Here is a 25,948-nt window from a genome sequence, read left to right on the forward strand (position 1 = left end):
GGGATATACAGGGCAATCTAGGGCGAGAGCGTGGCGACGGAAACCACCAAATCCATCTTCTGGCGAGGAGTGCGTGACGGCGCGCCCTTCATTCTCGTGATCATTCCCTTTTCCACCCTTTTCGGCGTGGTCGCGACCGAGGCGGGACTAAGCGTTTTCGAAACCCTCACAATGTCTGTTCTGGTGATCGCAGGCGCGGCACAATTCACCGCGGTGGAGCTTTTGCGAAATGACGTGCCAACGGTGATCGCGCTTGTTTCGGCGCTTGCGGTCAACTTGCGGATGGCGATGTATTCGGCTTCACTCACACCATACTTGGGCAAGGCGACGCTGGGCCAGAGGGCATGGGCGGCGTATTTTCTTGTCGATCAAACCTTTGCCTGTTCTGTATTGAAATTCGAACAAAACCCGGATTGGACGATAGGCCAGAGACTGACCTACTTTTTCGCTGTGGCAGTTCCGATTTGTCCGCTGTGGTATCTCTTCACTGTGATCGGGGCGCTGATCGGCAATTCCATTCCTGAAAGCTTCGCGCTTGATTTCGCGATTCCCATTACCTTTCTGGCCCTGATCGCGCCGATGTTACGCACCCGCGCGCATTTGGCTGCCGCCTTCGTGTCTGTGGTGGCCGCGCTTCTTCTGAATGGGTTGGTCTATAACCTAGGCCTGTTGGTTGCGGGCATTCTTGGCATGATGGCCGGCGCACAGGTGGAGTTGATCGACAGCCTCCGTAAGGAGCGGGAGGGCGGTGCATGATTGATCCTGTCGCACTTTGGACCGTGATCATCCTGCTTGGCGCAGGGAGCTTCGCGTTGCGCTTTGTCTTTCTGGGGGTGATCGGGGATAAGCCCCTGCCGCCTTGGGTCTTGCGCCACCTGCGCTATACCGCCGTGGCGGTATTGCCGGGGTTGGTTGCGCCGCTGGTGATCTGGCCCGAAGCGACGGGCGGAGAGTTGGACGTGCCGCGCATGGCTGCGGCTGCGGTCACCCTCGGTATCGGGCTCTTGACCCGCAATGTCGTCTTGTCGATCTGCTTGGGGGCGGCCACCTTATACGGCGGCCTGTACATTTTGGGGTAACGGCCTAATTCGCGGCCCGTGCGACGCGCTCGCGTTCGGGGTTCCAGTCGTCCAGAACCTTGCTGTTATCGTCGCTGTCGTACTCGCGAAGTACCCGTTCGGTCACTCCCGGAAGCTGTGCGAATTCATCAGCCAGCTTTCTGGGCGACCACGTTTGGTTCACCCGACCGGGGAAGACTTGTGCAAGGATATTCGAGGTGCTGTTGGCGCACATCGCTTGTGGCACGGCACCGTAGCTCATGACCGCCTGCTCGGTTCGGCGGGCCACATCAGGTGACACATCCAGCTTCTGCACTTTCACGCGAAAGGTCTCACGCGCGTGGTAACGCGTATAGACATCCTCGACCTGAGGGGTGATGCCGTAAAGGACATCGTTCCGTTCGGGCAATACCCGGGACTTGTTGAACGACCCGGCCGGATCGAAAATCACCCGCTGCGAACCATTCACCATAAGGGCCGTATGCGCCCCGGCGCCACTGTTGTTGTTGAGCATCGTGTAAAGCGTCAGGCGCGGTGGCCCGTCATGCCGATAGGTCGCTTTCGCCACCTCTTCGTCAGGGGCCCAAACGCGTTCGGCCGCGCATCCACTCAACCCCATTGCGGCGCAGGCCGCCAAAACCACTGCGCGCATCACATACCCCCCGAAAAAGAATCTATCGCTTAGCCGTTGACCAAGGCGATGAAGATCAGCACACAGATGATGATTACCGCTGACCATGAAACGGCTTTCATGAAGCCGTCAAAGGTCTTCTGCTGCACCTCGATATCCATTTCGCCATGCTTGTGATCAGCCATTTTTCGCGTTCCCTTGCTCAAGGTCAAATTCGTGTCTCGGCGGTTGGATACTGCATTTCAAAACGCCTGTCACGACCCAAGCTGCCACAGGTGGTCAGGCCTTTTCCAAATCCTGCACAAGACGGAAGCCGATCCGCCGCGGGGCTTCGGTTTCGATCTGTTTGGGCAAGGCGCGCAGAAGCACGTTCAACTGGCTGACATGCTGGACAAGCTGTGTTTTCGCACCCGTGGGGTCGCTGCCGTAAAATGTCACGATGTCGGGGTCGAAAAATCCCATCCCCTCGATCCGCAGCACCCCGGCGTCCCCGCCGGTAAAGCCCATGGCGACCTCGTGTTCGTTATCCAGCTGCTCTTCGAAGTTCTTGATGTAGAGAATCAGCCGCTCATAGGCCCATTCGGCGGGGCTTTTCTGTTCCACGGGCTTGCGGCGCAGACCTTCAGGAACCTCCTCGCCATTTCCGGCGGCAGGATCGGCGTGCACCTCATGGCGGCGTGGAAGCGCATCGCCCTCGTGGGCCTCGGCGGATGTGCTGATTTTGTCGTCCATGGTGCCTCACTCTTTCATCTGCCATAGCCAAGCGCCGTCGGAGCGCCTGCGGCGGGAAACCTCTCCAGCGTGATGCAGATGATTGAGATGCGCAACCGCTTCCACAAGAGCAAGCCCATATGTGCCGCGGTCAATTTTTCGTTTGAAGAGCGGCGCGAAGCAATCTGCCGCCACGCGCGGGGTTTCAAGATGTGCCCGCAACCGGCGTAATGCGCCATGGTGATTGTCGATCAATTGCCGCATCCGAACGGGCAAGCCTGTGAAGGGAAGCTTATGCCCCGACAGTACCAGCTGATCGTCACGTGCCAAATCCGCCAAACGCTCGCAGGCCTCCATCCAATCGCTCAGGGGGTCGGCGTCGGGCTCGGTTGGGTAGACTCCGATGTTGGGACTGATCGAGGCGATGATCTGATCGCCCGCCAGCACCAGATTATCATCGCGACTCCAGAGGGTGACATGCTCGGGCGCGTGGCCATTGCCCATGTGCACATCCCATTCGCGGCCACCGGCGCGGATCACATTGCCTTGTTTCATACGCGTGTATCCCACTGGTAGCGGGTAACACACATCGGCGAAATTATACGGCCGGTCGTTTCTACGGGCTTCGAAAATTTCCGGATCCATGCCCGCGCTGCGCCAATAAGCCAAAGCCTGTTCTGTGGGGCGCTCTTCCTCGTCAAGGATCAACATTCGCGCCATCAACCATGCGGTTCGGCTGGTCATCAATTCGGCCCCGAAACGGTCCATCAACCATCCGGCCATGCCGACATGGTCGGGGTGGTGGTGCGTCAGGATCACCCGGCCCACGGGCTTGCCCTGCAACGGTCCGGCCAAGACACTTTCCCACAGCCTGACCGAGCGTTTGGAATGAATGCCCGTATCCACGATGGTCCAGCTATCGCCGTCGTCCAATGCGTAGATATTCACATGGTCCAAGGCCATCGGCAGCGGTAGCCTGATCCACAAGACCCCCGCTGCCACCTCGACGGCCTCGCCATGCGCGGGCGGCTCGGCCCACGGGTAGCGAAGGGTTCCACTTGCTCCATCCTTCATGCCGCGAAATCCTCGGGGGCGAGGGAGTAAAGCCCTTCGGCCCCCGCCGTGGCATGGGCGCAAAGGCCCGTATGTTCGGGCAAGAGCCGCTCGATATAAAACCGCGCCAGTCGACTGCGCCGCCCATCCCCGCCTTCGGCAATCGCGGCAGCCAGATGGTAATGCCCGCCCAAAACCCGGGCAAAGGCCCGCAGAAATGGAACCGCGCCTGCAAAGCGGTCGTTCAAATCGGATTGGCCGACCATCCAGTCGACGGTTTCGCGCAGGGTTTCACTGGCTTGCCAGACAGGTTCGGCCAGATCAGGCAGACTGCCACGCGCGCCTTCGGCTTGTTCCTCGATCTCATCCAGAAGGGCATTCATCGCCTCGCCACCATCGGCCATCTTTCTTGCCACAAGGTCCATCGCCTGAATGCCGTTTGTGCCTTCGTAAATCGCGGTTACCCGCACATCGCGGACGAACTGTGCCGCCCCGGTTTCCTCGATGAACCCCATGCCGCCATGCACCTGCACGCCGGTATTGGCCACATCTATCCCCACATCGGTGCCAAAGGCCTTGGCAATCGGAGTCAACAAGGCAGCACGGGCCGACCAGTCTTGGCTGTCGGTTGCGGTTTCCATGTCGATGGCCACGGCACAGGCCAAGGCGATTGACCGAGCGGCAAAGACATCCGCCTTCATTTCCAACAGCATACGCCGCACATCGGCATGATCCAGAATAGTGCCTGTTCCACCAGTCATGAGCGCGCGGCCCTGCGTGCGATCCTGTGCATAGGCCAGGGCCTGCTGATAAGCGCCTTCAGCCACGCCGATACCCTGACCGCCCACGCCAAGCCGTGCGTTGTTCATCATCGTGAACATCGCGCGCATCCCGTCGTTTTCCTCGCCAACAAGCCAGCCGGTCGCGCCTTCGTAACTCATCACGCAAGTGGGCGAACCGTGCAGCCCCATCTTGTGCTCTAGGCTGACCACCTTGAGCGTATTGGGATCGCCCGGCGTGCCATCGGCCTCGGGGATGAATTTCGGGACCATGAACAGGCTGATCCCCTTTGTCCCCTTGGGGGCATCCGGCAGCCGCGCCAGAACAAGGTGGCAGATGTTCTCGGCAAAATCGTTGTCACCCCAGCTGATGTAAATCTTCTGGCCGGTAATCGCATAAGTGCCGTCGCCGTTCGGCTCGGCCTTGGTTCGTAGCGCGCCCACGTCGCTACCGGCCTGTGCCTCGGTCAGGTTCATGGTCCCGCACCATTCCCCGCTGACCAGCTTGGGCAGATATAGTGCCTTGATCTCTTCACTGGCGTGATGCTCCAAGGCTTCGATCTGCCCTTGAGTCATCAACGGGCTCAGCTGAAGCGAGAGGCACGCGGCGCTCATCATTTCGTTTACCGCCGTCGTCAGGGTCATCGGTAGGCCCATGCCGCCATGCTTTGGGTCGGCACTGATCGACACCCAGCCACCCTCGGCAATCGCCCGATACCCTTCGGCAAAACCGGGGCTGGTTCGTACCACGCCATTGTCCAGATGCGCGGGGGTCAAATCGCCTGCCCTTTGCAACGGTGCAAGGACCTCTTCGCACATACGGCCCGCTTCGGTCATGATGGCTGTGGCCACGTCTTCGCCCGCTTCGGCAAAGCGATCGGTCGAGGTAACTTGTCCGAACCCGACCACATGATCGAAAATGAACTGGTAGTCGTCCACCGGGGCGCGATAGGGCATGTAAAATCTCCTGATCTCTACATTACGGACGCCTTGGCATCGCGGCCCGCGCCCTGTAAATCTGTTGCCTGTCTCATAGCCTAGGGAAATGGGGCCCGTCATCAACAGAAACGCCGCGTCAGAGCCCGTGCTTATGCCCCAGTCCACCCAAATCCTGATGCCTGACGCAGATGGCTTTGAGGTTGCGTCGAGAATTCTGAAATCGGGTGGCCTTGTCGCCTTTCCGACTGAAACGGTCTATGGCCTTGGCGGGGATGCGCGGAATGATCACGCCGTTGCCCGTATATTCGAGGCCAAGGGACGCCCCCGGTTCAACCCGCTGATCGTGCACGTCCCGGACGTTGAGACAGCCCGGAACTATGTCGAGTGGACCGATGACGCCGACCGGCTGGCAAGTGCGTTCTGGCCCGGCCCCCTGACCATGGTTCTGCCGCTCAAACCGGGGGCGGGACTTTCGCCCCTCGTGACCGCCGATTTGCCCACGGTGGCCATACGCGTACCGGCCCACCCGGTTGCGCGCGAGCTTTTACAAACCTTCGGCGGCCCGGTGGCCGCGCCATCGGCCAACCCTTCGGGCCGGATCAGCCCGACCGAGGCGGCGCATGTCGCCGCCGGTCTTTCCGGGCGAATCGAGGCCATTCTGGATGGCGGAGCCTGTGACGTGGGTGTGGAATCCACCATCCTGGGCCTTGCAGATGGCCCAACACTCCTGCGCCCCGGTGGCCTGCCGCAGGAGGCGCTTGAAGAGGCGCTGCACCAGCCTCTGACTCGTCACGGCGCGGGCGATCCGCATACGGCGCCGGGACAGATGACATCACACTATGCCCCCGGCGCGCCGGTGCGCCTGAACGTGACCGACCCAAGGCCGGGCGAACGCCTGCTTGGGTTCGGCCCGGTGGAATGTGAACTCAACCTTTCCTATGCCGGGGATATGACCGAGGCTGCGGCAAACCTTTTCCACCACTTGCACGCCCTCGATGCCGAAGGGGAGGGGCCTATCGCCGTTTCACCCATCCCTGAGACAGGTCTTGGGCTTGCGATCAACGACAGGCTGAGGCGCGCGGCCGCACCGCGCGAAACCTGAGGCATCAACGCAAAACAGGGCCCGCCGGGGCCCTGTATCCATGAAACGATACGCCTGCGTTACTGACAGCGTTTTTCCGCCTCTTCGACCGCCGCGGTATACCCCAAGAGAGAGAATGTATCCTTGGTCGTGGTGCCCCGGCTTGACCGTGCAGTCAGAACCGCATCGGCCCCGCGTTTCATTGCCGCGATGATCTTGGCATCATCGGCTGTGCTTGCGGGCCAGGCCCATTCGCCTTCGGTAAACAGTTCGAATTCCTGCCCGCCGATGTTGAGGTTCACGGTCGACCCGCTGGCAAAAGGGTAGCCGCCTGTAAAGGTGACCTGCCCGGCGACACCTGCTTCGGGGCGGTAGAACGTCATCAACAGGATGTCCCCACGGCGCACGGCGACGACCCGACCGTCGCGGGTATTGACCGTTTCGGTAGGTGAGGACACGGCCCAGCATTCCTTGGGGCTCTTGTCTTCGAACACGCTCCAGGCCGTTTCGGCCGCAACCTGATTTGTGCTTGTCTCTTGTGCAACTGCCGCGCCCGCCGCCAGTGCAAAACCAACTGCCACGACACTCCGTGCAATCCATGATACCATGTGTCCAGCCTCCAAGCTGTCCTTAGCCTCAAACTTTCTTGACCACGTGCATCCCTTTCCCGGGATTGTCATTTTCATGGCCTTTTCGTACTCGACATTGCAACAATAGCCTGAAACAGGCGAGACATGAAAGACGCAATTGGCGGAAAACCGCACAGACCTGTACCCGGAGCCATGACATGACCAATCCTGCCCCTCTTTGCGAAATCTGGCGTGGCCCTTTGGCCGAAAGTCTGCACATGGGCCACGCCGTTATTTGCGACGACACGGGCCAGATCGTCGAAGCCTGGGGAGATCCGGAGGCTACCATTCTTCCGCGCAGTTCCGCCAAGATGCTGCAAGCCCTGCCGCTGATCGAAAGCGGCGCGGCCAAGGCGCGTGGCCTGACCTCCGAGCAACTGGCGCTTGCCTGCGCATCGCATAACGGCGCAACCATCCATACCGAACGAGTCAACCAGTGGATTGCCGATCTGGGGCTGAGCGATGATGACTTCCGCTGTGGCGCGCATCTTCCTTTCGGGAAGGCGGAAAGCGAGGCGATCATCCGTAGTGGCGAGTCGCCATGTCAGGTGCATAACAACTGTTCCGGCAAGCACGCGGGTTTCCTGACGCTGACGCAATACATGGGCTGGGGACCGGACTATGTGGACCCGGATCACCCCCTGCAAAAGGCCGCGTTACAGGCGTTTGAGGAGGTCACGGGCGAGGCCAGCCCGGGCTTCGGGATTGACGGGTGCTCGGCGCCCAATTTCGCCACAACCATGCACGGCATGGCCCGTGCCATGGCGCGGTTTGCCTCGGCACATGACGGGGGCGATGCCCGTCAAACCGCTGCTGTGCAGCTTTGGCAGGCCATGGTCAAACACCCTGAGCTGGTGGCTGGCGAAACCCGGGCATGTACCGAGTTGATGCGCGCCTGTACCGAGCCGGTGGCCCTGAAAACCGGGGCCGAGGGCTTCTTCATCGCGATCATTCCGGGCCGAAAACTGGGCGTTGCGGTGAAGGCGGCCGATGGGGCGACCCGGGCGGCGGAGTGTACCATTGCCGCCCTTCTGGTGCGTCTTGGGGTGCTGGAGGGGGACCACCCCGCCACCCGCAAGGTGATGAATGCCCCCATCAGGAACTGGCGTGGGATCGAGACCGGGATGGTCAAACCCGTGGCCAACCTGTTGTCCTGAGGGTCGTCGACACGGTGCGATGATGAGGGGGCGAGGGAATCACCCGTAACGCCTTGGTTAACAACAAAAACCCCAATCGGCATCGCGTCGGCAAAACGTCGGTATCACGTCGGTATTTTTTCCCGCACCCCCCGGGATTAACAGGGCGTGCGGTGCAAAACGTACGAAACGTACGTGAGTTTCGTACGAAGGGCCGAGGCGTGATGGGCGTTGCCACTTGCACGCCGGGCCACGGCCCCTTTGCCCCTATGGGCAACGCGGGGCAATGGCAGCTATGCGGCGCCCGTCCAGATCAACCGGGGTCACGTGGCGGAGGATACCGCCCGTTCCCGCAGGACGAATTTCTGGATCTTGCCAGTCGAGGTGCGGGGGATCGTTTCAAAGATGATCCGACCGGGCACCTTGTAATGCGCCAGATGTTCGCGGCACCAGTTGCGCAGGCCGGCCTCGTCCACCTCTTGGCCGACATTCAATTCGACGAAGGCGCAGGGCGTTTCGCCCCATTTCTCGTGTGGCATGGCCACCACCGCCGCAACCGCGACCGATGGGTGGCGGTACAGGGCCTCTTCCACTTCGATCGACGAGATATTCTCGCCGCCTGAAATGATGATGTCCTTGGAGCGATCCTTGAGCTGGATATAGCCATCAGGATGCACGACGCCCAAGTCGCCCGAGTGGAACCAGCCGCCAGACAGGGCCTTTTGCGTGGCTTCGGCGTTACGGAAGTAACCTTTCATCACGACATTGCCACGGAACATCACCTCGCCCATGGTTTCGCCGTCACGTGGGACGGGCTGCATGGTGTCGGGGTCCAGCACGTCAAGCTGTTCCAGCGGCAAGTAGCGCACGCCTTGGCGGGCTTTCAGGCGGGCCTGTTCGGCGGCGGGCAGGGCGGACCAATCGGCGTGCCATTCGTTGACCACTGCCGGGCCGTAGGTTTCGGTCAACCCGTACAAATGCGTCACGTCAAAGCCCGCCGCATCCATGCTGGCCAAAAGGCTTTCGGGCGGCGGGGCGGCGGCGGTGAAGAACTGCACCCGGCGGTCAAGTTCGCGTTTTTCCTCGGCCGGGGCGCTTTCAATGAGCGACATAACGATCGGCGCGCCGCACAGATGCGTGACTCCTTCTTCGGCGAGGGCCCGCCAGATCGGTTCGGACCGGACCTGCCGCAGGCAGACGTGGGTGCCGATGATGGCAGACAAAGTCCAGGGGAAGCACCAGCCGTTGCAATGAAACATCGGCAGGGTCCAGAGGTAAACGCTGTGCTTGTCCATCGAGGTTGTCAGCGCGTTCCCCTGTGCCAGAAGGTAAGCCCCGCGATGGTGTGAAACCACGCCCTTTGGGTCACCCGTGGTGCCGGAGGTGTAGTTGATCGAGATCGCGTCCCATTCATCCTCGGGCATGAGCCATGCAAAGTCCGGATCGCCCGATGCCACGAAACCCTCGTAATCCTCGGCCCCCTCCATGGCGCCGGGGCCGGTGTATTCGGGGTCATCGTATTGGACCACCAGCGGCGTGACTTTGGCCAGTGTCAAAGCCTCGGCCATCAGGGGGGCGAATTCACGGTCCACGATGACGATTTTCGCCATGGCGTGATCCAGTTGAAAGGCGATGATCGCCGCATCCAACCGGGTGTTGATCGAATGAAGGACCGCACCGCACATCGGTACGCCATAATGGCATTCCAGCATCGCGGGGGTGTTGGCCAGCATGGCCGAGACCGTATCGCCCCGCCCCATGCCGCGCCCCGCTAGGGCCGAGGCCAGTTGCCGCGAGCGGGCATAGAAATCCCTGTAGTTGCGGCGCAAATCCCCGTGGACCATGGCGGTGTGATCGGGAAAGACACTGGCCGCACGTTCCAGAAAGCTGAGCGGTGTCAGCGGTTGATAGTTCGCCGGGGTGCGGTCAAGGCCGGTGTTGTAGGGGTTTTCGGTCATGTCTTTTATCGGTCCTGCCACTGGGGCGCGCGTTTTTCGATGAAGGCACCGATGCCTTCCTCGGCATCATGGGCCAGCATGTTATCAACCATGACTTGGCTCGCATAGTCATAGGCCTCGGCCAAGGGCATTTCGCGTTGGGCGTAAAAGGCGCGCTTGCCGGTGGCCAGTGTCATGCTGGATTTCGAGGCGATCTTGCGGGCCATTTCCATGGTCGTCTCCGTCAACGCATCCTCGGCTACGGCATAGTTCACAAGGCCGATTTCAGCGGCGCGGGGCGCGGGGGTCATATCGCCTGTCAGCAGCATTTCCATGGCGTGCTTGTTGGAGGTATTGCGCGACAGCGCCACCATGGGGGTCGAGCAGAACAGCCCGATATGCACGCCTGGGGTGCTGAACTTGGCGCTTTCCGCAGCCACGGCCAGATCGCAGCTTGCCACCAATTGGCAGCCGGCGGCGGTGGCAATGCCGGTCACTTCGGCAATCACCGGCTTGGGGCAGTTGACGATCCCCTGCATCACGCCGGAACACTGCGCCATGACGCGCGTGAAATACGCGCGGCCCCGATCCCCGGCCTCGCGTCCGGCGGTCATTTCCTTGAGGTCGTGACCGGCGCAGAAGGCCGGGCCATTGGCGGCCAGCACGATCACCCGAACGTCCGGGTTTTCGCCCGCCTCGGCAATGGCCCCGCCCAGTTCGGTCATCATCGCCTCGGACAGGGCGTTGCGACGGCCCGCGTCGTTGAGGGTCAGCCGCAGGATGCCGTCATCTGAAAGATCACGCAGCAGAATATCGGTGTCGGTGGTCATGGCGGCTCCGTTTTGCGGGGGTTAGTTGACGTTGATTTCCACGCTGTCGGCCAGCGTGTTGGCGATGAAGCAATAGCGGTGCGCGCGGTGCTGCATCTCGTCCAGCTTGTCCTGCTCGACCGTGAACCCCGTGTCGAAGCGCACCACCGGGTTCAGGTCGATCCGCGTGACCGACATTTGCCCCTTGGGGTTCTTGCCCAAATGCGCCTCGGCATAGTCGTGGTAGCTGGCCACCGGCCAGCCCGCCTTGGCGCAAAGCGCCAAGAAGGTCATCATGTGGCAGCTTGACAGGGCCGCGGCGAGGGCCTGTTCGGGGTTGGTGTTGTCGGGGTCGCCGCCCCAATCAGGGGCGGAGTCCACTTGTACCTCGTAGGTGCTGTTGTACTGCACCATATGGGCGTTGGAATACTTGCCGGTTTCCAACGCCGGTTCGTCGCGGTGCCAGTGCAGTTCGACCGCGAGATCGGAAAGCATCGCGGCCTTCATGCGGTGGCCTGCGCGTCGATGGCGGCACCCGTGGCGGCAATCTGCTTGCGCGGGTCGAAGAAGGGTTTTTCCACGACGGTCGCGGTGGTCTCGCCGGTGTGGGTGAGGATCTCCAAATCGGTGCCCAGTTCGGCAGCCTCAACCGCCACCATGGCCAGCGCGATGTTTTTCTTCAGGCGCGGGGAGTAGACCGCCGAGGTCACCTTGCCCACGGTTTCGCCTTGGTGGTTGATGGTCCAGAAGGCGGTGTTGGGGCCGCTCATCGGCTCGCCATCAATGATCAGGCCCACCTGCTTGCGGGCGACGCCAATGTCGCGGATGCGTTGCAGGGCGAACTTGCCGATGAAATCGGCCTCCATGTCGAGGTTCACGAGGCGGTCGAAACCCAGCTCGAAGGGGTTGGTGCTGATGTCGGCATCGGCGTGGTACGACAGCATCCCACCTTCGATGCGGCGGATGGTCGAGGTGTGGCCGGGCTTGAGGCCCATGGGCATACCAACGGCCATGATCCGCTCCCACAGGGCATCGCCATAGGTGGAATCGCGCAGGTAGATTTCATAGCCCAACTCGCTGGACCAACCGGTGCGCGAGACAATCAGCGGGATACCGTCCAGCTCGGCCTCGATGAACCAGTAATAGCGCAGGTCCATGATTTCCTCGCCAAAGAGTTCCTGCATGATTTCACCCGATTTCGGGCCTTGCAGTTGCAGCGGCGAGACATCGGGCTCGGTGATGGTCACATCAAGGCCCGAGTGCACGGCCACGCCCTGCGCCCACAGCAGGATGTCGCTATCGGCCAGCGACAGCCAGAAGTGGTTTTCACCCAGCTTGAGCAGGATCGGATCGTTCAGGATACCGCCCTCGGCATTGGTGATCAGGACATATTTGCACTGACCCACCGCCATGGTGGACAGGTCGCGGGGGGTGAGCATCTGGGTGAACTTCGCGGCATCGGGGCCGGTGATTTCGACCTGACGCTCAACCGCCACGTCGCACAGGATCGCATCGTTCACGAGGTTCCAGAAGTTCTGTTCGGGGTCGCCGAAGTCGCGCGGGATATACATGTGGTTATACACCGAGAAACCCTGTGCACCCCAACGCACGGTGGCGTCGAAGTAAGGCGATTTGCGAATTTGAGTACCAAAGCCAAAGTCTTGCAGTTGCATGATGTTCTCCACCCTCATTTGCGCTTCGGGCCCGGCCCTAGGCGGCGTTGTCTCCTGCGGCGGATGTAATCGGTTTCATTTGAAATTCCGGCCTAAAAATCGGGGCTTACGCAGACCGTTCAGGCTTGGATTCAGGGCTTTAAGGACCGATTGGACCAAGTTGCCAAGTAGCGACACGCCGGTGTCGCAAACACTATCGGTTCCGCTCGGCCACCAGTTTGGCAAGGTTGGGCTGCTCGGCCTTGATCAGGCGGGTGGCGAAATAGGTCATGTAACGATCAATCGCCAGATCGGCCGAGAGCAGATCATCCATCAAGGCCTGAAAGGATGACAGGTTGGGGCAGACCACCGTCATGACGTAATCGATCCCGCCACCCGTGGCGACGCAATTGATGATCTCGTCGATCTGCTTGATGTAGGTCTCGAACCGGTCGAAATCGGCCTTGCGGTGATGGGTGAGCGATACCGTCACCACCACCCGTGTCGCATCGATCACCCGCTCAAGCGCTATATCGGCGTGATAGCCGCGGATATAGCCCGCCGCGCGCAGCCGGTTCAGGCGTGCCCAGCAGGGCGTGGCCGACAGGTTCACAAGCTCGGCCAGTTTGGTCTTGCTCAACTGTCCATGCTTTTGGACGGCACTGAGAATGCGAATATCCGTTGGATCGAGACCTTGTCGTTCTCGCATATCTTAACGCCTTTTTGACTGACCGATACGCGGGCCGCTTTGGAAAAGACGAGCTGCGCCGGTCCGTATGTTATGCAACCACGCCCCCCAAACTCTAGATGGTTTTGCGACATATTAAAGGGTGGCAGCGTCAACCGGGCTCAAGCCCCGATCTTTCCGGCGCAAGGGGCCGTGGCTGTGCCGCCCCTGTGAGCGGCCACGCTTTGCCCGTCAAGACAACAACGAGGTTTCGGTGGTTTGCTTGAGAAGGTCCTGAACCAAGGGGTTCGGAAACCGCCGCCGCAGCGTGATGGCGAAAAAGGTTTCCTTGATCCTTGGGTGTTCCTCGGCCTCCTTGAGGCGCCCTGACGTCAATTCGTCTTTCACGACGATCGGTGCGACAAGCGCAAGGCCGATGTCCTCTCGTGCCAAGAGGCGCATCATGGCCATGTCGTCCACCTCGGCGGCGACCTGTGGGCGGACGGACAGACGGCTGGCCATGGCGTCGAATGCCGTGCGTACGCTGCTGTCTGTCGTGGGCAGGATAAAGGGCTGATCAAGGAGCAGATCCCTGATCGGGCGGTTCGGATCAAGCCGTTCGGGGGTGCCCACGATGCTGACGTCCTGTTCCCCGATCTGGTGGGTTTCATAGGGTGTCAGGCTGTCGTTCGGTGGCGGGCGGTTCATCAGAACGAGATCGAGGTTGAGTGTTTCCAAACCTTCCAGCAGTTCGGTGGGGCTACCGGACCGCAGGATCACTTCGACATCCATGCGCGACAGGATCGGCCGTAGAAACCCGACCTGGAAGTTGCGTGACAGGGTCGCGAGTGCCCCCACGCGAAGCGCCTTGCGGGTTTGAACCGTCCCCGTCAGCGTGGCGACAAGTTCCTGCCCGGTCGAGAAAATCGCATCCGCATGGTCCAGGGCAATGCGCCCGGCCTCGGTCAGGTGAAGCTGTCGCCCACGTCTTTCGAAAAGCGTGTGGCCAAGGCGGTCTTCCAATTGCTTGATCTGAACCGACAGGGCCGATTGTGACAGGTTCAGGCGCTGGGCCGTTCGCGTCAGGTTTCCGTCATGCGCAACGGCCCAGAAGTACCGAAGATGGTGATAGTTCAGGGGCATATCGTTCTTATAAATAGAACGATAACTCAAAAACAATGAATTTTTATTGAATTTGGCTTTGGTCTACTGGGGCCGAAGGGCTTTGGCCACGACACAGTGAAGGACCGCGATCATGACCCATCTTTTTCTGCCACTCGTTGGCCCGGCGATATTGCTGCTGGCGGCGTTTCATGCGGCGCGACATCCGGGGAAACGCCCCGGCCGGGTGCCGAACCTGACAGAGATGGCCGCCTTCGCCGCTTTCGCCGTTGCGGTAGGGGTGGCGATTTTGCTTGTGCTCAAGGGGCCGGGGACATCGCCCTTGATCGGGGCATTTGGCATCGGTTTGTCCGTGCGTCTTGATGTGGTGAGCGCGGTGATGCTGGTGCTGGTCAGTTTCATCGGCTGGATTGCGCTTCGGTTTTCCAGAACCTACATGGATGGGGAGGACCGGCAGGGCGCGTTTTCGGGCTGGATGTCGGCAACGCTGGCTGCGGTCCTGATCTTGGTGATGTCCGGCAATCTGGTGCAGCTTTTCGTGGCATGGACACTGACAAGCCAATCACTGAACCGGTTGCTTCTGTTCTATCCCGAACGCGCCACGGCATGGCGTGCGGCCCGCAAGAAAGCCGTTGTCGCGCGGTTGAGCGAAGGCGCCTTGGCTGTTGCCGCGATCCTGCTGATCACGACAGCCGGGACCACCGATATCGAAAGCATTCTGGCGACCGCCGAGGCCGATTGGCTGACCATGGCGGCGGCCCTGTTCATCGCGGTCTCGGCGGTGCTGGCCTCGGCCCAGTTTCCGATGCATGGCTGGCTGACCGAAGTCATGGAAGCCCCGACCCCGGTTTCCGCCCTTCTTCATGCTGGCGTGATCAACGCGGGTGGGTTCCTTTTGATCCGGTTTGCGGATGTGATGCTTGTGGCGCCGGGGGTCATGGCGCTTCTGGTGATGCTTGGCGGGTTCACCGCGTTGTTCGGCGGTTTGGTGATGCTGACGCAACCGGCGGTCAAGACCTCGCTTGCCTGGTCGACCATTGCGCAGATGGCCTTCATGGTCATGCAGTGCGGTTTGGCGCTGTTCCCGCTGGCCTTGCTGCATATCGTGGCGCATTCGCTTTACAAGGCGCATGCCTTCCTGAGCTCGGGTGAGGCGGTGCGCAATGTCTCGGCGATCTCCCGGCCCGGGCCGATCGCCGTCCCGAGTGCCCGGAATGTGCTTTATGCCTTTGCCATCGCCATCGTGATCTATGGTCTGGTGGGGGCCGTCCTTGGGTTTGATGGGAAATCGGTTCAGGCCATAGCCTTGGGTATGATCCTGATCTTCGGGGTTGCCTACCTTCTGGCGCAGGGGTTCGCCGATGCGGCCCCGCGCGCGTTGATGCAGCGCACTGTCGTCTATGCCTTGGTGACGTCGGTAAGTTACTTTGCCCTTCAGGTCGCTGCGAAGTCTCTGGCGGCTGGTAGCTTGCCCGCGACGCCAAGCCCCGGGCCGCTTGAATGGGCCCTGATCATTCTGGCGCTTGTGAGCTTTGGCGTCATCGCCATCGCGCAGGCGACCTTTCCGTTATGGGCATCGCACCCCGCGGCGGCGGGCCTGCGTGTTCACCTGACCAATGGTCTTTATGCCAACGCGATCTTCGACAAGCTTCTGGACGGATGGTCCAAGCGCCCTGCCGCCTGAAAGGAACCCCCATGTTTGCAAAACTTGAATCCTACCCCGCCGCCCTTTTGGAACTTGTTGCCGAGGCCAATACGGCCGCCAAGGCGATCCCGCCGCTGTTCCCGCTGTCTGCCAATGTCGCGGTGAACCCGTTTCTGGGCCAGACCGGGGAGACACTGGCGCAGTCGGCGGCGCGTCTGGCGCGTGTGGGCGGTGCGCGGATCACGCCATCGCGCAGCCATTGGGCCGCGAAGCTGGAGGACGGTGACATCACGGATGTGGACCTGCGGGCGGCATTGGCCGCGGTCGATGGGGCGGATGATGTGCCAAGCCTGCAAGATATAAAGGCCGCGCTGGGCCATGACACCCCCGCGCCCCAAGCCCTTCCCACGGTGGCCGAACTGGCCGCCGATTTGTCCGGGATCGACTGGCCCGGGTTGATCGAAGACCGTATCGGGGCCTGGGCGGCCAGCCATTTCGATCAAGGGCAGGCCCTTTGGCAGCAAGCCAGGACAGGCGGTGCCTTTGTCGCCTGGCGGGAGTTTGCCTCGCGCGATTTGACGCCCGAGATACAAGGACTGAAAGGGTTTTGCGCCTTCGTCTCGGACACGAACCGGCTGCATTGGCGGGCCATTGCCCGGGCGTCCGAACGGCTGGGAGTGACGACCGAAGCCGCGACGACCGCGTTTCACCGATGGCTGATGACGCTGGGCGGGTGGGCGCAGTACGGGCGTTACCTTTTGTGGCAAGCCGACCTGAACGGGGACCGCGACAGCACCGTGACCGAGCTTCTGGCCATTCGCATGGTGTTCGACGAAGCGCTGTTTGACCTGTACGAAGAGCAAATCGCGGCACGCTGGGCCGAGGTGGTCGCGGCCCATGAGGCGCCTGTCACCGCATCACCGGACCACGTTATCGACGCGGTGCTTCAGGATGCAGCCGAGCGGGCAGCGCAACGTGCAATGGCCGACAGCTTGCCGGGGGGCAAGGGGCGCAAGGATCAGGAGCGCCCGGAGATGCAGGCGGCCTTTTGTATCGATGTACGCTCTGAAGTTTTTCGTCGTGCGCTGGAGGCGCAGGACGAAAATATCGAAACGATCGGATTTGCCGGGTTCTTTGGGCTGTCCAGTGCGCACCGGGCCGCCGGTTCGGATGTGACCGAACTGCGGGGGCCGGTGCTTTTGCAGCCCGGTGTGACATCGCAAGCGGTCGAGCCCGAGAACGCCGACCTCAACCGCCGCTACACCGCCCGGGCCAAGCGGGCATGGGGGCGCTTCAAATTGGCTGCGGTCTCGTCATTCGCTTTCGTCGAGGCCACGGGGCCACTTTATGCCGGGAAACTGGTGCGGGATGCCCTGGGCTTGGGCGGTCGCGCGACGGTGGAGCCAGCCCCCCGGATGGACCCGGCCATTGATCTTGAAACGCGTGTGGGAATGGCAAAATCGGTGCTGTCCGCGATGTCGCTGACCGAGACCTTCGCGCCGGTCGTCATGCTGGTGGGGCATGGCGCGGATGTGACCAACAACCCGCATGAAAGCGCGCTGCAATGTGGTGCCTGTGGCGGCTATGCGGGGGATGTGAATGCCCGGCTTCTGGCGGGGCTGTTGAATGATCGTGACGTTCAAACCGGGTTGCGCCAAGATGGGATCGATATCCCGCCCGATACGGTGTTCCTGCCCGCCATGCATCATACGACGACCGATGAGGTGACCCTGTTCGAGCAGGATTTGCCGCATGGGATGCCGGAGGGGAAGCTCGCGCAGCTCAAACAGTGGTTCTCGATGGCCGGGGGCCTTGCCCGCGCCGAGCGCGCAAAGCGCCTGCCGCGTGCGGCAGGAGGTGCCGCCATTTCACACAGGGCCCGGGATTGGGCCGAAACGCGCGCCGAATGGGGGCTGGCCGGATGCCGTGCCTTTATCGCCGCGCCACGCCACCGAACCGATGGCGCGGACCTGTCCGGGCAGTCCTTTCTGCATGACTATGACTGGCGCCGTGATGACGGGTTCGGCGTTCTTGAATTGATCATGACCGCCCCCGTGGTTGTCGCCAGCTGGATCAGTTTGCAATATTACGGTTCGACCGTGGCACCAGCCCTGTTCGGCGGCGGTAACAAGCTGTTGCATAACGTGGTCGGGGGGATCGGCGTTCTGGAAGGAAACAACGGGGCACCACGTCCCGGCTTGCCATGGCAATCGGTTCATGACGGCAATGGCGTTCAACACGATCCTTTGCGCCTGTCGGTGATCATCGAAGCGCCGTGCGATGCGATGTCCGAGATTCTCGACCGTCACCCCGGTGTGCGGGAGCTGTTCGATAACGGGTGGCTTCACCTGATTGCCATGGATGACGATGGCAAGTTGGCCTGGCGCTATCGCGGGAACCTGCAATGGGAGCCTTTCGGCGATCACGCCGAGGCCGCGCGCGCGATGGCCGCTGAATAATCTGTTTGCTTTGGCGTGGCCGGCGCTCAGCCGATCTTGCCCCTTGGGCCTTCGCCCACCTGCGCACGGTGCAGCATCAGGTGATCGAGCAACACGCAGGCCATCATCGCCTCGCCCACCGGCACGGCGCGGATGCCGACGCAGGGATCGTGGCGGCCCTTGGTGACCACTTCGGTCGGGGTGCCGTCCATCTTGATCGAGCGGCGGGGCGTGAGGATGGAGGAGGTGGGTTTGACGGCGAAGCGCACGACCACGTCCTGCCCCGTGGAGATGCCACCAAGGATGCCGCCCGCGTGGTTCGAGGAATACTCGGGGCCATTCTCACCCATGAAAATCTCGTCTGCGTTTTCGGTCCCGGTGAGGCGGGCGGCCTCCATCCCTTCGCCGATTTCCACGCCTTTCACGGCGTTGATCGACATCATGGCGGCGGCCAGATCGGTATCGAGTTTGCCATAGACCGGCGCGCCAAGGCCCACGGGCACACCGCGTGCCACCACTTCGACCTCGGCCCCGACCGAGTTTTTATCCTTGCGGAGTTTTTGCAGGTAAGCTTCCCATTCCGGGGCGGCTTGCGAGTCGGGCAGCCAGAAATCATTGGTCTCGATCGCGGCCCAGTCGATGTTGGCGCGGTCGATGGTCATCTCGCCCATGCGGGTCATGTAGCCCTTGATCTGCAACCCCGGCACCAGTTCGCGAAGGGCCGCGCGGGCGATGCCACCGGCGGCCACGCGGGCCGCGGTTTCGCGGGCCGAACTGCGCCCGCCGCCGCGGTAATCGCGAATCCCGTATTTCTGGTGGTAGGTGATATCGGCGTGGCCGGGGCGGAAGGTCTGGGCAATCTCGCCATAGTCGCGGGAGCGTTGATCGGTGTTTTCGATCATCAGCTGGATCGAGGTGCCGGTGGTCTGGCCGTCGAACACGCCCGAGAGGATTTTCACCGCGTCGGGTTCATCCCTTTGCGTGGTGTTCTTGTTCTGGCCGGGGCGGCGCTTGTCGAGCCATTGCTGCAAGAAGGCCTCGTCCACCGGCACGCCCGGCGGGCAGCCATCGACGGTGGCGCCCAGGGCGGGGCCGTGGCTTTCGCCCCATGTAGTGACACGAAAGAGATGTCCGAATGTATTGAGGCTCATGGCGCGGGCTCCTTTGACGCCCTGAGATAGCGGGGCGGTGGCGGGGCCGCAAGCCCTAGGCGGGGGTCAGGCGGGCCTCGCGCACGGGCAGGTGGACAAGGGCCGAGAAGGCCCCCACGCCTATACCGATCCACCAGACCATGGTGTAGTCACCCGTCAGGTCATACATCCGGCCCCCCAGCCAGACCCCGAGGAAGCTGCCCAACTGGTGGCTGAAGAAGACGATGCCGTAAAGCGTGCCCATGTAGCGCAGCCCGTAGATATGCGCGATCAGGCCCGAGGTCAGCGGCACGGTGGCCAGCCACAGCGCCCCCATGCTGACCGAGAACAGAAGCACGGTGGCAGGGGTCATCGGTGTCATGATGAAGGCAGCGGCAACCAGCGTACGCCCGGCATAGATGCCCGCCAGCAAGTATTTCTTGGAATAGCGATTGCCCAGCCATCCCGCTGTCAGGGTGCCAGCGACATTGGCGAGGCCGATCACGGCGATGGCGATGGCCCCCAGCGCCGAGGTGGTGGTGATGCCGATGCTGTGCAGCACCCCGCCCGCGGCGATGGGGCCGCACATCTCGGTCACGAAGGCGGGGAAATGCGCGGTGATGAAGCCCAGTTGATAGCCGCAGGAGAAAAAGCCGAGGAAGATCAGCGTATAGGACGGATCGCGGAAGGCTTTGCCGAGGATCTGACCCATGGATTCTTCCAGCTCCGCCCTTGTGGCGGGTTCCGGCGCGCGCATCAGGGGCAGGAACATCAGTGTGGCCAGCACGGTTGCGGCAAAGACGATGAAGACCATCTGCCAACTCATCACGCCTAGCAATGCCTCGGCAGCGGGTGGGCCGAAGACTTGCCCGGCGGAGCCTGCGGCGGTGGCGATGGCAAGGCTCATGGAGCGGTTTTCATCGCTGCTGGCGCGGCCCACGACGGCAAGGATCACACCAAAGCCGGTGCCCGCGATGCCGAAGCCGACGAGGATTTCGTAGACCTGATGCGCCTCGGGGGTGACGGCGAAGGACGACAGCACCAGACCGGCCGCATAAGTGAATGCGCCGAGGATGATGGCCTTGCGGTCGCCGATGCGTTCGGCGATGGCGCCGAAGATCGGTTGGCCGATGCCCCATGCGAGGTTCTGAATGGCGATGGCCAGCGAGAACTCGGTGCGGAGCCAGCCGAATTCCGCGGCGATCGGGATCTGGAACACGCCGAAGGAGGCGCGGATCGCGAAGGAGACCAGCATGATGATGCAGCCCGCAATCAGCACGGGCGTAAAGAGGGGAGTGGATTTTTGCATGGTCTGTCCTCGGTTCGCCGCGCGCAGTTTAGGTGTTTTGAGGGAGTGGTCAAATTCACGGTTGTGATGGACGGTATCAGCAATCCTGACGCGGCGGGTTCTTCCCTTGTCATGGGCGGTGCGCTATGGCGGGGAAATGGAACGCGTGAGTGAAAGATATGCCCGGCTGGTGGCCGAGGGCACGTTGGAAGCCGACTCTGCGCAAGAGTCCGTGCTGGCCGAGTTCGAGCGGATTCGCGAAGGTTTGTTGCAGCCGGTGAAGCGTGGCTGGTTCCGGCGCGCCGCGGCCCCCGAGATCAAGGGGCTGTACCTTTGGGGGGGCGTGGGGCGTGGCAAATCCATGTTGATGGATTTGTTCGTGGACGGTTTGGAGGTGCCCAACAGGCGGGTGCATTTCCATGCCTTCATGCAGGAAATCCATTCCGGTATGCACAAGGCGCGCGCCGAGGGGGTGGAAGATGCCCTTGCCCCGGTGGCCAATGCGGTGATCGAGGAGGTTCGTGTGCTGGCCTTCGACGAGATGCAGATCACCGACATCACCGATGCGATGATCGTGGGGCGACTTTTCGAGGCGCTGTTCGAGGCCGGGGTTGTCGTGGTGACGACCAGTAACCGGGTGCCCGATGACCTGTACAAGGACGGGCTGAACCGGCAGTTGTTCCTGCCCTTCATCGACCTTTTGAAAGAACGGATGGTGGTGCACGAGATGGTCAGCCCCACCGATTACCGTCAGGATCGGCTGGCCGGCTCACCCACCTATTTCGCGCCCTTGGGGCCAGAGGCGCGGGCGCAGATCGAAGAGGTCTGGCAAGACCTGACCGATGGGCAGGGCGGGGAGCCACTGACCCTGCATGTGAAAAAGCGCGAGGTGGAGATTCCGGCGTTCCGAAACGGTGTGGCGCGGGCCTCGTTCTATGATCTGTGCGGCAAGCCGCTTGGCCCGGCGGATTACCTTGCCCTGGCGAATGCCGCGCGGGTTCTGGTGCTGGAGAATGTGCCGCGCCTGAGCCGCTCGAATTTCAACGAGGCCAAGCGCTTCGTCACCCTGATTGATGCCCTGTACGAGGCCAAGGTGCGGCTGATCTGCTCGGCGGCGGCGGAACCGGAGTATCTATACGTCGAAGGCGAAGGCAGTTTCGAGTTCGAGCGCACCGCCAGCCGATTGCGCGAGATGCAATCGGAAGGCTGGGGGCGTGAGGAGGGGTAAGCCCTCTGGACTTGGCGGCGGCGTGGTGTCAGGATTTGATCAAATCCGAGACTCAGCCCAAGGAGCGGCCCCATGAAAGACGACAATTTCCTGCGCGAGATGAACGCCCGGCACCTGTGGCACCCCATGGGCCATCCGGGAGATGCCCAGAAGAACGCCCCCAAGATCATCAAGGGCGCCGAAGGTGTCGAGATCATCGACCTTGACGGCCACCGCGCGGTGGATGCCGTCGGCGGCCTGTGGTGTGTGAACCTTGGCTATTCCAATGACGCGGTGAAGCAGGCGATCTCGGACCAGCTTTGGGAGTTGCCCTATTACTCGGCCTTTGCGGGCACCTCGAACCCGGCGGCGATCGAAGCCTCCTACGCGGTGCAGGAGTTCTTTGCCGAGGATGGCATGAGCCGGGTCTTTTTCACCTCGGGCGGGTCGGACAGCGTGGATACGGCCCTGCGCATGGCGCGGCAGTATCACCGCCTGCGCGGGGAGCCGACACGCACCAAGTTCCTGAGCCTCAAGAAGGGCTATCATGGCACCCATTGGGGCGGGGCGAGCGTGAACGGCAACAATCGCTTCCGCATCACCTATGAGCCGCTTTTGCCGGGCTGTTTCCACCTGCCCAGCCCCTATACCTATCGCAACCCGTTCAATGAAACGGACCCTGCCAAGTTGGCCGAAAACATCGCGGCGGCCATGGTGGACGAGATCGAGTTTCAGGATCCCAGCACCATTGCCGCCTTCATCATGGAGCCGATCCAGGGCGCGGGCGGGGTGATCGTGCCCGATGCCTCGTTCATGAAGCACATGCGCGAGGTCTGTGACCGTTACGGTATCCTGTTGATCAGCGACGAGGTGATCTGTGGCTTTGGCCGGACGGGCGATTGGACCGGCGCGCGGCATTGGGGCGTGAAGCCCGATATGATGACCGTCGCCAAGGGGATCACCAGCGGCTATTTCCCGGTAGGCGGAGTCTTGTTGTCCGACAAGGTGGCGGATGTTTTTGAAAGCGCGGGGCCGGAGGGATCAATCTGGACCGGCTATACCTATTCGGCGCATCCCGTGGGGGCGGCGGCTGTGGTGGCTTGTCTGAGCGAAACCCAGCGACTGGACACCAAGAGCAACGCGGCGGCACGCGGGACGCAGCTTTATGACGGTGTGTGCAAGCTGGCCGAGAAATACGACATCATCGGTGATGTGCGGGGTGGTCATGGGTTGATGACCGGGATCGAACTGGTCAGTGACCGCGCGGCCAAGACGCCGATGGATGCCGAGACCATGAAGCGTGTGCACCAGACGGCCTATGAGGCCGGGGCCATGGTGCGTCTGGGGGCGCATAACATCCTGATGTCACCGCCCCTGACCATTACCGAAGCCGAGGTGGACCGGATCATCGCGGCGCTTGATAAAGGGTTCGCCGCGGCGTGATGCGGTCAGGTGCGCAGAGATTGCGCACCTGACGCTCCGTGGTTTTCAGGTGAAACGTTTCCACGCATCCTGCATGGCCTTGGTCATCTCGTCCCAGGCCTTGTCGGCGCCTGCCTTGACGTCGTTCCAAGCCGCGCTTTGGGAGTTCTGAAGCTCTTTGAGCTTTGTTTCCATCTCGTCGCGTTGCTTGCGCAGTTCCTTGATCTGGTCTTGGTACTTCAGTTGCGCGTCGGCATGGGCCTCTTGCGCCTGGGCGCGCATCTTGTCGATGTTGGCCTGCCATTCATCGAGTTGTGCCTTGAGCTTCTTTTCGTATGTGTCTTTGTCCGCCATGGGTAAATCCTTTCGTTCAATTGCAGGTCGGCCGTGTTGCGGCCTGCCTCATAGGGAGAGGTAAGAGCGCGGTTCGCGTTCATCAACCGGCTGCGGCAAAGGCACCATAGCACGAAAAAGGGCCGGCGCATGGCCGGCCCTGTTCAGGTTCTCAGGTGTCGTGCCCTATTTGAACTTCTTGATTTCCCCGGAACGCAAACGCGCCGTGTAGCTTTGCAATTCGCGCTTCACGATGGGCATCAGGAAGTAGAGGCCGAAGACGTTGACCACGGCCATGGCAAAGATCGCGGCATCCGAGAAATCGATGACCGGGCCGAGGTTGGCCGAGGCGCCGATGACAACGAAGATGCAGAAGATGACCTTGAATGCGATCTCTTTGCCCTGACCTTCGCCGAACAGGTAGGTCCAGGCCTTGAGGCCATAGTAGGACCAGCTGATCATTGTCGAGAAGGCGAAAAGAACCACCGCAAGGGCCAGCACGAAGGGGAACCAGGTGAACGCCGTGGCGAAGGCTGCCGAGGTCAGGCTGACGCCGGTGTTGCCATCAACGGTTTGCAGCATCCCGCCTTCGGTGGCGATATAGAGGCCGGTTTCGGCATCCACGACCAGTTGGCCCGAGATGATGATCACGAGCGCGGTCATGGTGCAGATCACGACGGTATCGATGAAAGGTTCAAGCAGAGATACGAAGCCTTCGGTGATCGGCTCCTTGGTGCGCACCGCCGAGTGGGCGATGGCGGCAGACCCGACGCCCGCTTCGTTCGAGAAGGCAGCACGTTTGAAGCCCTGAATCAGCGCGCCGACCATGCCGCCCGCCACGCCGAGCCCGGTGAAGGCCCCTGCAAAGATTTGCCCGAAGGCCCAGCCGATCATGTCGGCATTGGCGATGATGATGACCAGAGCGGCCAGCACGTACATCACCCCCATGAAGGGCACGACCTTTTCGGTCACGCGGGCAATGGATTTGAGCCCGCCGATGATCACGAGGAACACGACAGTGGCAAAGATCACGCCGGTGATCCAGCCCGGGTAGTCGCCCAGGATGCCGCTGATTTGCTGGTGGGCCTGGTTGGCCTGGAACATGTTGCCGCCGCCAAGTGCGCCAAGGATACAGAAGATCGAGAACATCACCGCCAGAATCTTGCCGCCCGGCAGGCCGCGCTCGGCGAAGCCCTTGGTGAGGTAATACATCGGGCCACCCGAAACGGTCCCGTCTTCGTATTCGTTGCGGTATTTCACGCCCAGCGTACATTCGGTGAATTTCGAGGCCATGCCCATGAGGCCCGCAAGGATCATCCAGAAGGTCGCGCCGGGGCCGCCGATACCGATGGCCACGGCCACACCGGCGATGTTGCCAAGGCCGACGGTGCCCGAAAGCGCGGTGGCGAGGGCCTGAAAGTGACTGACCTCACCCGCGTCGTTGGGGTCGGAATAATCACCTTTCACCAGCGAGATCGCGTGGCCGAAGCTACGGAACTGCACGAAGACGAAGTAGAGGGTGAAAACACTGGCGGCGACCACCAGCCATGCCACGATCCACGGGAAAGAGGTGCCGGGAAAGGGGCTGAAGATGAAGCTGACGAACCAGCCGGTGGAGCTTGCGAAAAGGTCATTGACCTTTTCATCGATGGACTGCGCGAAGGCGGGGGCGGACAGAAGGCTGAGGCCCAGACCCGTGGCAGCCGCGCGGTTGAACGTGCGGAACATGATGACTATCCCTGATCTATTTTTTTAAGGAACGATGGTGCAGGGCACCGGTGACGTCTGGACAAGTGCGCTTGCCACCGAGCCGAAAACCCGGGCCCCCATTTGCGAGTGGCCGTTGCGACCGATGAACATCTGTGCTGCGCCATTGTCTTTGGCGATGCTGCACAGGACGTCGGCGATCTTGCCGTATTTGATGACGGTCTCGATCTCGGCACCTTTGCCCGAAACCTCTTTGACGACCGGCGCCATGAGGGCACTTTCCGCGCGCTCAAGTTCTTCTTTGCGGCGCTTGTGGCGCTCTTCAAGTTCCGTCGGTGTCAGGAACGAATAGGGCGACCACTCAAGGACATGGGCGATCACGACAGATCCCCCCTGCGCGGCGGCGCGTTCGATGGCAAAGTCGAGGGCGCGGCGTGCCCCCTCGCTGCCGTCATAACCGACGACGAATTTTCCGGACATGTTTTCACTCCCTCGTTGTGTGAATGTCGCTTGAATGGGGTGCGACATGGTGCCTCATAATATCACCGATTGTGATGCTACATTTCCCGAAATT

Annotated in this window: 25 protein-coding genes; 8 read left to right on the top strand and 17 right to left on the bottom strand. The window is 61.6% G+C overall.

Translation table 11 applies throughout. The annotated features are described in order from the left end of the window. The first annotated feature begins 30 nt into the window (after positions 1 to 30). A complete protein-coding gene (locus FDP25_RS10765; RefSeq protein ID WP_343032024.1) occupies positions 31 to 756 on the top strand; it encodes an AzlC family ABC transporter permease in 726 nt (241 codons plus the stop codon). Next, positions 753 to 1,079: an AzlD domain-containing protein gene (locus FDP25_RS10770; RefSeq protein WP_154151569.1), complete on the top strand. Its 327-nt coding sequence runs from the start codon at positions 753 to 755 to the stop codon at positions 1,077 to 1,079. Before FDP25_RS10765 ends, FDP25_RS10770 begins: the two co-directional genes overlap by 4 nt. Before the next feature lie 4 nt (positions 1,080 to 1,083). On the opposite strand, the gene FDP25_RS10775 is transcribed toward FDP25_RS10770, so the two are convergent. The 5 genes from FDP25_RS10775 to FDP25_RS10795 form a co-directional block, all read right to left on the bottom strand. Further along, positions 1,084 to 1,710, bottom strand: coding sequence for a hypothetical protein (locus FDP25_RS10775; protein ID WP_154151570.1), 627 nt, complete (start codon positions 1,708 to 1,710; stop codon positions 1,084 to 1,086). 29 nt (positions 1,711 to 1,739) lie between these two features. Continuing rightward, the gene (locus tag FDP25_RS10780; protein ID WP_154151572.1) at positions 1,740 to 1,874 is read right to left on the bottom strand and encodes an aa3-type cytochrome c oxidase subunit IV; all 135 of its coding nucleotides are present in this window, start codon (positions 1,872 to 1,874) and stop codon (positions 1,740 to 1,742) included. Between the two features lie 94 nt (positions 1,875 to 1,968). After that, positions 1,969 to 2,421: a DUF6173 family protein gene (locus FDP25_RS10785; RefSeq protein WP_154151574.1), complete on the bottom strand. Its 453-nt coding sequence runs from the start codon at positions 2,419 to 2,421 to the stop codon at positions 1,969 to 1,971. A 6-nt stretch (positions 2,422 to 2,427) separates the two neighbouring features. Then, on the bottom strand, positions 2,428 to 3,474 hold the full coding sequence (locus tag FDP25_RS10790) for an MBL fold metallo-hydrolase (RefSeq protein WP_154151576.1): 1,047 nt from the start codon (positions 3,472 to 3,474) through the stop codon (positions 2,428 to 2,430). Next, the gene (locus tag FDP25_RS10795) at positions 3,471 to 5,189 is read right to left on the bottom strand and encodes an acyl-CoA dehydrogenase (protein ID WP_154151578.1); all 1,719 of its coding nucleotides are present in this window, start codon (positions 5,187 to 5,189) and stop codon (positions 3,471 to 3,473) included. Before FDP25_RS10795 ends, FDP25_RS10790 begins: the two co-directional genes overlap by 4 nt. Before the next feature lie 133 nt (positions 5,190 to 5,322). Here FDP25_RS10795 and FDP25_RS10800 point away from each other — a divergent pair, with 133 nt between their 5' ends. After that, a complete protein-coding gene (locus FDP25_RS10800) occupies positions 5,323 to 6,273 on the top strand; it encodes an L-threonylcarbamoyladenylate synthase (RefSeq protein ID WP_154151580.1) in 951 nt (316 codons plus the stop codon). Positions 6,274 to 6,332: 59 nt separating this feature from the next. On the opposite strand, the gene FDP25_RS10805 is transcribed toward FDP25_RS10800, so the two are convergent. Next, positions 6,333 to 6,860, bottom strand: coding sequence for an invasion associated locus B family protein (locus FDP25_RS10805; RefSeq protein WP_154151582.1), 528 nt, complete (start codon positions 6,858 to 6,860; stop codon positions 6,333 to 6,335). A gap of 179 nt (positions 6,861 to 7,039) precedes the next feature. Between FDP25_RS10805 and FDP25_RS10810 the strand changes: the two genes are divergently transcribed. Next, entirely contained in the window at positions 7,040 to 8,038 is a 999-nt protein-coding gene (locus tag FDP25_RS10810) for an asparaginase (RefSeq protein ID WP_154151584.1), read from the top strand. A 302-nt stretch (positions 8,039 to 8,340) separates the two neighbouring features. Here FDP25_RS10810 and FDP25_RS10815 read toward each other — a convergent pair whose 3' ends face one another. The 6 genes from FDP25_RS10815 to FDP25_RS10840 form a co-directional block, all read right to left on the bottom strand. Further along, on the bottom strand, positions 8,341 to 9,975 hold the full coding sequence (locus FDP25_RS10815; protein ID WP_154151586.1) for an acyl-CoA synthetase: 1,635 nt from the start codon (positions 9,973 to 9,975) through the stop codon (positions 8,341 to 8,343). 5 nt (positions 9,976 to 9,980) lie between these two features. After that, positions 9,981 to 10,784, bottom strand: a complete 804-nt coding sequence (locus tag FDP25_RS10820) for an enoyl-CoA hydratase (RefSeq protein ID WP_154151588.1) — start codon at positions 10,782 to 10,784, stop codon at positions 9,981 to 9,983. Positions 10,785 to 10,805: 21 nt separating this feature from the next. Next, entirely contained in the window at positions 10,806 to 11,270 is a 465-nt protein-coding gene (locus FDP25_RS10825) for an OsmC family protein (RefSeq protein WP_246175820.1), read from the bottom strand. After that, positions 11,267 to 12,439 (bottom strand): glycine cleavage T C-terminal barrel domain-containing protein, encoded by a 1,173-nt coding sequence (locus FDP25_RS10830; protein ID WP_484592886.1) that lies wholly within the window; start codon positions 12,437 to 12,439, stop codon positions 11,267 to 11,269. Before FDP25_RS10830 ends, FDP25_RS10825 begins: the two co-directional genes overlap by 4 nt. A 190-nt stretch (positions 12,440 to 12,629) precedes the next feature. Then, positions 12,630 to 13,124: an Lrp/AsnC family transcriptional regulator gene (locus FDP25_RS10835; RefSeq protein ID WP_154151592.1), complete on the bottom strand. Its 495-nt coding sequence runs from the start codon at positions 13,122 to 13,124 to the stop codon at positions 12,630 to 12,632. Positions 13,125 to 13,334: 210 nt separating this feature from the next. After that, positions 13,335 to 14,225 (bottom strand): LysR family transcriptional regulator, encoded by an 891-nt coding sequence (locus FDP25_RS10840; RefSeq protein ID WP_154151594.1) that lies wholly within the window; start codon positions 14,223 to 14,225, stop codon positions 13,335 to 13,337. Positions 14,226 to 14,337: 112 nt separating this feature from the next. On the opposite strand from FDP25_RS10840, the gene FDP25_RS10845 reads away from it, so the two are divergent. Both FDP25_RS10845 and FDP25_RS10850 read left to right on the top strand, forming a co-directional pair. Then, positions 14,338 to 15,888, top strand: coding sequence for a proton-conducting transporter transmembrane domain-containing protein (locus tag FDP25_RS10845; protein ID WP_154151596.1), 1,551 nt, complete (start codon positions 14,338 to 14,340; stop codon positions 15,886 to 15,888). An 11-nt stretch (positions 15,889 to 15,899) separates the two neighbouring features. Beyond that, positions 15,900 to 18,308: a YbcC family protein gene (locus tag FDP25_RS10850; protein WP_154151597.1), complete on the top strand. Its 2,409-nt coding sequence runs from the start codon at positions 15,900 to 15,902 to the stop codon at positions 18,306 to 18,308. 26 nt (positions 18,309 to 18,334) lie between these two features. Here FDP25_RS10850 and aroC read toward each other — a convergent pair whose 3' ends face one another. Further along, positions 18,335 to 19,438 carry a chorismate synthase gene (gene aroC, locus FDP25_RS10855; protein ID WP_154151599.1) on the bottom strand — a complete coding sequence of 368 codons (1,104 nt, stop codon included), beginning with the start codon at positions 19,436 to 19,438 and terminating at the stop codon, positions 18,335 to 18,337. A gap of 55 nt (positions 19,439 to 19,493) precedes the next feature. Beyond that, positions 19,494 to 20,726 (bottom strand): MFS transporter, encoded by a 1,233-nt coding sequence (locus FDP25_RS10860; protein ID WP_154151601.1) that lies wholly within the window; start codon positions 20,724 to 20,726, stop codon positions 19,494 to 19,496. Positions 20,727 to 20,862: 136 nt separating this feature from the next. Here FDP25_RS10860 and zapE point away from each other — a divergent pair, with 136 nt between their 5' ends. Continuing rightward, the gene (gene zapE, locus FDP25_RS10865) at positions 20,863 to 21,933 is read left to right on the top strand and encodes a cell division protein ZapE (protein ID WP_154151603.1); all 1,071 of its coding nucleotides are present in this window, start codon (positions 20,863 to 20,865) and stop codon (positions 21,931 to 21,933) included. 72 nt (positions 21,934 to 22,005) lie between these two features. After that, the gene (locus FDP25_RS10870) at positions 22,006 to 23,355 is read left to right on the top strand and encodes an aminotransferase class III-fold pyridoxal phosphate-dependent enzyme (RefSeq protein WP_154151605.1); all 1,350 of its coding nucleotides are present in this window, start codon (positions 22,006 to 22,008) and stop codon (positions 23,353 to 23,355) included. Between the two features lie 45 nt (positions 23,356 to 23,400). Here FDP25_RS10870 and FDP25_RS10875 read toward each other — a convergent pair whose 3' ends face one another. From FDP25_RS10875 to FDP25_RS10885, 3 genes are all read right to left on the bottom strand, one after another. Beyond that, complete coding sequence (locus FDP25_RS10875) at positions 23,401 to 23,688, bottom strand: sll1863 family stress response protein (protein WP_154151607.1); 288 nt, start codon at positions 23,686 to 23,688, stop codon at positions 23,401 to 23,403. A 165-nt stretch (positions 23,689 to 23,853) separates the two neighbouring features. After that, the gene (locus FDP25_RS10880; RefSeq protein WP_154151609.1) at positions 23,854 to 25,395 is read right to left on the bottom strand and encodes an alanine/glycine:cation symporter family protein; all 1,542 of its coding nucleotides are present in this window, start codon (positions 25,393 to 25,395) and stop codon (positions 23,854 to 23,856) included. Positions 25,396 to 25,419: 24 nt separating this feature from the next. Further along, positions 25,420 to 25,854 (bottom strand): universal stress protein, encoded by a 435-nt coding sequence (locus FDP25_RS10885; RefSeq protein ID WP_154151611.1) that lies wholly within the window; start codon positions 25,852 to 25,854, stop codon positions 25,420 to 25,422. Positions 25,855 to 25,948 lie beyond the last annotated feature (94 nt).

It is taken from the genome of Roseovarius bejariae (assembly GCF_009669325.1).
GTDB classification, from domain to species: domain Bacteria; phylum Pseudomonadota; class Alphaproteobacteria; order Rhodobacterales; family Rhodobacteraceae; genus Roseovarius; species Roseovarius bejariae.

Excerpts from the sequence above, each read along its gene's own strand:
- FDP25_RS10770 (WP_154151569.1), top strand. The coding sequence starts at position 753 with ATGATTGATCCTGTCGCACTTTGGACCGTGATCATCCTGCTTGGCGCA.
- FDP25_RS10775 (WP_154151570.1), bottom strand. The coding sequence starts at position 1,710 with ATGCGCGCAGTGGTTTTGGCGGCCTGCGCCGCAATGGGGTTGAGTGGA.
- FDP25_RS10780 (WP_154151572.1), bottom strand. The coding sequence starts at position 1,874 with ATGGCTGATCACAAGCATGGCGAAATGGATATCGAGGTGCAGCAGAAG.
- FDP25_RS10785 (WP_154151574.1), bottom strand. The coding sequence starts at position 2,421 with ATGGACGACAAAATCAGCACATCCGCCGAGGCCCACGAGGGCGATGCG.
- FDP25_RS10790 (WP_154151576.1), bottom strand. The coding sequence starts at position 3,474 with ATGAAGGATGGAGCAAGTGGAACCCTTCGCTACCCGTGGGCCGAGCCG.
- FDP25_RS10795 (WP_154151578.1), bottom strand. The coding sequence starts at position 5,189 with ATGCCCTATCGCGCCCCGGTGGACGACTACCAGTTCATTTTCGATCAT.
- FDP25_RS10800 (WP_154151580.1), top strand. The coding sequence starts at position 5,323 with ATGCCCCAGTCCACCCAAATCCTGATGCCTGACGCAGATGGCTTTGAG.
- FDP25_RS10805 (WP_154151582.1), bottom strand. The coding sequence starts at position 6,860 with ATGGTATCATGGATTGCACGGAGTGTCGTGGCAGTTGGTTTTGCACTG.
- FDP25_RS10810 (WP_154151584.1), top strand. The coding sequence starts at position 7,040 with ATGACCAATCCTGCCCCTCTTTGCGAAATCTGGCGTGGCCCTTTGGCC.
- FDP25_RS10815 (WP_154151586.1), bottom strand. The coding sequence starts at position 9,975 with ATGACCGAAAACCCCTACAACACCGGCCTTGACCGCACCCCGGCGAAC.
- FDP25_RS10820 (WP_154151588.1), bottom strand. The coding sequence starts at position 10,784 with ATGACCACCGACACCGATATTCTGCTGCGTGATCTTTCAGATGACGGC.
- FDP25_RS10825 (WP_246175820.1), bottom strand. The coding sequence starts at position 11,270 with ATGAAGGCCGCGATGCTTTCCGATCTCGCGGTCGAACTGCACTGGCAC.
- FDP25_RS10835 (WP_154151592.1), bottom strand. The coding sequence starts at position 13,124 with ATGCGAGAACGACAAGGTCTCGATCCAACGGATATTCGCATTCTCAGT.
- FDP25_RS10840 (WP_154151594.1), bottom strand. The coding sequence starts at position 14,225 with ATGCCCCTGAACTATCACCATCTTCGGTACTTCTGGGCCGTTGCGCAT.
- FDP25_RS10845 (WP_154151596.1), top strand. The coding sequence starts at position 14,338 with ATGACCCATCTTTTTCTGCCACTCGTTGGCCCGGCGATATTGCTGCTG.
- FDP25_RS10850 (WP_154151597.1), top strand. The coding sequence starts at position 15,900 with ATGTTTGCAAAACTTGAATCCTACCCCGCCGCCCTTTTGGAACTTGTT.
- aroC (WP_154151599.1), bottom strand. The coding sequence starts at position 19,438 with ATGAGCCTCAATACATTCGGACATCTCTTTCGTGTCACTACATGGGGC.
- FDP25_RS10860 (WP_154151601.1), bottom strand. The coding sequence starts at position 20,726 with ATGCAAAAATCCACTCCCCTCTTTACGCCCGTGCTGATTGCGGGCTGC.
- zapE (WP_154151603.1), top strand. The coding sequence starts at position 20,863 with ATGGAACGCGTGAGTGAAAGATATGCCCGGCTGGTGGCCGAGGGCACG.
- FDP25_RS10870 (WP_154151605.1), top strand. The coding sequence starts at position 22,006 with ATGAAAGACGACAATTTCCTGCGCGAGATGAACGCCCGGCACCTGTGG.
- FDP25_RS10875 (WP_154151607.1), bottom strand. The coding sequence starts at position 23,688 with ATGGCGGACAAAGACACATACGAAAAGAAGCTCAAGGCACAACTCGAT.
- FDP25_RS10880 (WP_154151609.1), bottom strand. The coding sequence starts at position 25,395 with ATGTTCCGCACGTTCAACCGCGCGGCTGCCACGGGTCTGGGCCTCAGC.
- FDP25_RS10885 (WP_154151611.1), bottom strand. The coding sequence starts at position 25,854 with ATGTCCGGAAAATTCGTCGTCGGTTATGACGGCAGCGAGGGGGCACGC.